Source organism: Paenibacillus marinisediminis (assembly GCF_054343325.1).
Window position 1 is genome coordinate 1 of sequence record NZ_JBTGUH010000054.1, and the last position, 223, is coordinate 223.

1 pseudogene is annotated in these 223 nt (G+C 49.8%); it reads left to right on the top strand.

Annotation, left to right across the window (positions count from 1 at the left end):
- A pseudogene (locus tag ACXX53_RS23225) lies at positions 1–181 on the top strand (MarR family transcriptional regulator); the annotation flags it as partial.
- Positions 182–223: the final 42 nt, after the last annotated feature.

Genomic DNA, 223 nt, shown 5'->3' on the forward strand with positions numbered 1-223 from the left:
CTATGCAGAGATGACGGATGAAGGCAGAGACATCATGGATCGCATCATGCCTAGTCAAGCCAGCACGTTGAACCGTGCCTTAAGCGGACTGACGACAGAGGAGAAAGAACAAGCGATCAGCTTGTTGAAGAAGCTTGGGATTCAAGCCGAGCGTCTATGTTCCAACAAAGCGTCTCAATAAACGCTGCGAAATAGGGGCAGCCAGTTCAGGTTATAGACATCG